Genomic DNA, 1,144 nt, shown 5'->3' on the forward strand with positions numbered 1-1,144 from the left:
CTACTGCCAACAGTATGGCAGGTTCTGTATCCAGTTTCCTGGTTGAACAATTGTATAATGACCTTTGCAGGTCGCACTCCACTAAACCCATCAGTTTGCAGATATCCTTTGAAGTTTTTTAATATAGGTAGTGCAGCGCTACTGGCACGAGTAGGACTGTAATTAAACATTACAAGCTTGGATATAGGTGCATGATACACCCAATAATAGCCAAGATGAGACTTATCTTTCTTTTTCTCATCTAAGACTTTGATGGTGGTTTCATCAACTTGGAGATAACCTTCGTTTTTGATGTCCATCACTAGCTTTTGGTATAGTGGTTTTAAAGCATCCATACTTTGAGCTACCCAACCATCTATTGTAGAAGAAGCTATATCGATGTTTTCTCTTGAAAAGCGTTGCTTCTGTCTATAAAGAGGAAGATGATCTACATATTTATCGACCAATATTGTAGATAATAATCCCTCTGAAGGGATTCCTTTATCTATAATTCGCTCTGGAAGCTCACCAATATTAATTTGAGTGTTGTCTTTACCTTTAGTAGCGTATTTATATCGGATGTAACGCTTGATTTTAAAGTAACCTGGAACATAATCTAACACATCTGTAGTTTCTTTACCAATGCAAATCATATCAGATAAATCTCCCTCAGGATGTATTTCTATTTCTTCTACGGGTAAATGATCTGGTAGTTTAGCTCGTCCTGGATGTTTCTTTTTCTCACGAGAGTAGGTAATCTCTTGTTTGATTACTTCTTCTTGTTCCTCTAAGACTGCTTGTTCAACATCTAAAGGTAATTGAGTTTGATTGGGATCCTCAAAACGTTCTCGGCTTTGACCGAACTTCATGCGCTCAAGTAGCTTTACACGATATTCCAGTTCTGTATTTTTTTCTTCTAGTTTAGAGGTCTTTTCTTCTAAGCTAGTAGCTTTCTTCTCTAACTTAGTATTTACTTTTTCTTGTTTGGAAATAGTCTTTGGGGCTTTGGTTAAAAGTGCCAAAAGTTCTTGTTTCGATAAGTTTTCTAAGTCTATTTCCATGAAGTAAATATACGTCAAAAGCCTTATTTATACAAGGATTAAGGCTGTTTTATCTCATGGAAAACCGCCTTTTTTGACTACTTTTTATCACTTGTATTCCTTCA

The 1,144-nt window shown here is 36.0% G+C and carries 1 protein-coding gene; it reads right to left on the reverse strand.

Annotated elements, in window-relative coordinates; genetic code table 11:
- Positions 1 to 1,040: IS66 family transposase (tnpC, locus tag HX049_RS18370; protein ID WP_286417829.1), on the reverse strand; the 1,040-nt coding region annotated here is incomplete at its 3' end.
- Between the last annotated feature and the right edge of the window lie 104 nt (positions 1,041 to 1,144).

Origin of the sequence: Myroides odoratimimus, from assembly GCF_030326305.1 — a bacterium.
Classification (GTDB): Bacteria; Bacteroidota; Bacteroidia; order Flavobacteriales; family Flavobacteriaceae; genus Flavobacterium; species Flavobacterium odoratimimum_A.